At 67.3% G+C, this 2,740-nt stretch carries 4 protein-coding genes; 2 read left to right on the top strand and 2 right to left on the bottom strand.

The features are described 5' to 3' along the window. Positions 1-53: 53 nt before the first annotated feature. A complete protein-coding gene (locus FXF52_RS40835) occupies positions 54-488 on the top strand; it encodes a VOC family protein (protein ID WP_148804985.1) in 435 nt (144 codons plus the stop codon). A 197-nt stretch (positions 489-685) separates the two neighbouring features. On the opposite strand, the gene FXF52_RS40830 is transcribed toward FXF52_RS40835, so the two are convergent. Together FXF52_RS40830 and FXF52_RS40825 are read right to left on the bottom strand one after the other, a co-directional pair. Beyond that, a complete protein-coding gene (locus FXF52_RS40830; protein ID WP_187414027.1) occupies positions 686-997 on the bottom strand; it encodes a hypothetical protein in 312 nt (103 codons plus the stop codon). A gap of 144 nt (positions 998-1,141) precedes the next feature. Continuing rightward, positions 1,142-1,492 (bottom strand): hypothetical protein, encoded by a 351-nt coding sequence (locus tag FXF52_RS40825; protein WP_255472937.1) that lies wholly within the window; start codon positions 1,490-1,492, stop codon positions 1,142-1,144. A 73-nt stretch (positions 1,493-1,565) separates the two neighbouring features. Between FXF52_RS40825 and FXF52_RS40820 the strand changes: the two genes are divergently transcribed. Then, entirely contained in the window at positions 1,566-2,711 is a 1,146-nt protein-coding gene (locus FXF52_RS40820; RefSeq protein WP_222870958.1) for an IS630 family transposase, read from the top strand. Positions 2,712-2,740 lie beyond the last annotated feature (29 nt).

Here is a 2,740-nt window from a genome sequence, read left to right as displayed (position 1 = left end):
GCCAGGGGCGGGCCCGTGGAGGCGACGAAAGACCCTGCCTCTATGGTGGGCCGATGGCGTCGGTCAAGCAGATCCAAGTCACCTTCGATTGCGCAGATCCTGAGCGCGTCGCTCGCTTCTGGTGCGAGGTGTTGGGGTATGTCGTACCGCCGCCACCGGAGGGGTTTGCTAGTTGGGGCGATTTCGATCGCGCGCTGCCGCCTGAGCGTCAGGGTTCAGCGTTCGCCTGCAGTGATCCCTCAGGTGTGGGTCCGCGACTGTACTTCCAGCGCGTTCCCGAAGGCAAGGTCGTCAAGAATCGGGTGCATCTTGACGTACGGGTCGGCACCGGGCTCGTGGGTGAAGAGCGCCTGGCCGCACTTGAGGCCGAATGCGCACGACTGGTCGCGCTCGGCGCGGTACGCGTGCGACTACTGCCTGCCGATGACGACAACGAGTCGTGCCTCGTGATGCAGGACATCGAGGGCAACGAGTTCTGTCTCGCCTGAGTGGCCGCGAACGTGGCACCTTCGCGAGTCGACTGGTGCAGTTCGCCATCACGAGGGTCGCCGTCCCGCCGCGCTCCAACGGTCCTGATCCAGAACCACCCCTCGGTGCCCACGAGCACGAATCTAACGGCGATCGGCGCGAACATCCGCTCATGCCGCCGATCGCGTGCGGTGTGCCGTCACGTACCGCAGTGCTCTTACGAGTCGATCTGGATCCACTCGATCGATTGGTTGGTCTCCTGCTCGATCTGGGCGGCGACGGCGATGACCAATCGCGTTGCCACGTCCTTGGGCATCGGCCCCTCGAACGAGACTTCCCAGCCGACGGGCTCACCGGAGAAGGAGACCTCGGTGTCACCGCACCGCAGCCGGTAGTCGCATCCGCATCCGGATACGCCGACGCAATCCCAACCAGCCGGCGTCAGCACGTGAGGCATCCGGCCCCGGTGTATCGCCGGCCACTCGTGACCGCCACGGGTTCGGATCAAGAACTCGATCACGTCGTACATCCTGCCCGGCGTCACGGTGCGCACATACTCATTTGCCGCTGTGTGCGGCGGTCAGCTGGTCGCGCGTTCCCACGGGCGCTTAATCCACGGGTTGCTGTCGAGGTATGCCGTGAGCGTCCCTGATCAGCTTAGTGCCGCTCGGCGTTAATTCGTCGGGGGTTGGGTCCAGGCGGTGGGGTCGTTGAGGTAGAGGCCGCAGGCGCAGTCGAGGGCTTCCTCGGCGGTGCCGGCGGTGTGGCCGCTGGGTAGGAACGAGTCTTCGTATCCGTCTTTGCTGGCCAGGTAGATTGCGAAGCCCCACTGGTTGGCGTAGCCGCCGTAGCGCAGCCGGAACAGGGGCAGGGTGGTGCCGTCGGGCAGGCGGCCGTCGACGTAGGCGAACACGCCGCGGTAGCGCACCGACACCGCGGTCAGGGCGGGCCAGCGGTTGCGGGCGTGTGCGGACAGGCGTTGGCGTAGAGAGGTCTTGGTCGACTCGGGCGGAGGCTTGGCCACGACAGCCATATTGCCGCAATCGCTGCGGCGTGTCGGTGTGGGAACTGCGTGTTCGGGGTGGCAGAACGTGCCGATGCCCCCGACAAGCCCGTACCTGATCGTGCTCGATCCCGATGAACACGGCGCGCTGCAGACGTTGGCGCGCGGATCTACCGCCGAGTACCGGCTGGTGGTGCGGGCGCGGATCGTGCTGGCCGCTGCAGGTGGCGCCACGAACACCGCGAACGCGGCACTCCACGGGGTGCACGTGGACACGGTGCGTAAGTGGCGGCGGCGGTTCTGGGCCCACCGGTTGGCGGGCCTGGCCGACGCGGACCGGCCGGGCCGGCCATCGACGTTCACCGCGGTGCAGCAGGTGCAGGTCAAGGCCCTGGCGTGTGAGCTTCCGGCCGACCGCGGGGTGCCGCTGTCGCGCTGGAGCGCGGCCGATCTGGCCGGCGAGGCGGTCACCGCCGGGATCGTTGCCGACATCTCTGCCTCCACCGTGGCCCGGTGGCTGGCCGCCGACGCGATCAAGCCCTGGCGGCACCGGTCGTGGATCTTCCCGCGTGACCCGGACTTCGCCACCAAGGCCGATGTTGTGCTCGACCTTTACTCGCGTATCTGGCAGGGTCGGCCACTCGCAGACGACGAGTTCGTGATCAGTGCGGACGAGAAGACGTCGATCCAGGCACGCTGCCGCTGCCACCCGACCCTGCCACCGGGCCGGTCCCGGCTGATGCGCGTCGAGCACGAATACGACCGCGGCGGAGCCCTGGCCTACCTGGCCGCACTCGACGTGCACTGCGGCAAGGTCCACGGCCGCTGCGAGCCTACGACCGGCATCGCCCCGTTCGCGCGGCTGGTCGAGCAGGTCATGACCCGCGAACCCTACGCCTCAGCGAGCAGGGTGTTCTGGATCGTCGACAACGGCTCCTCCCATCGCGGACAGGCCTCCATCGACCGCATGGCCGCCGCATGGCCCACCGCCACCATCGTGCACACACCGCTGCACGCCAGCTGGTTGAACCAGGTGGAGATCTACTTCTCCGTGGTGCAGCGCAAGGTCGTCACGCCCAACGACTTCCACGACCTCGCCGACATCGAGAACCGCCTCGACGCGTTCCACGACCACTACAACCTCGCCGCCAGGCCGTTCAACTGGCGCTACACCAAGAAGGACCTCGATGCCACCCTCAAACGCCTCGCCACCCACGCACCCGTGCCAACCGCCGTGTGACCCCCGACGAATTAACGGCAAGGAGCACT

The sequence above is a fragment of the Micromonospora sp. MP36 genome (assembly GCF_008119785.1).
In the GTDB taxonomy this organism is placed as follows: domain Bacteria; phylum Actinomycetota; class Actinomycetes; order Mycobacteriales; family Micromonosporaceae; genus Micromonospora.
The sequence above is the reverse complement of the archived record's forward strand: the minus strand, read 5'-3'. Positions and strand labels throughout refer to the sequence as shown.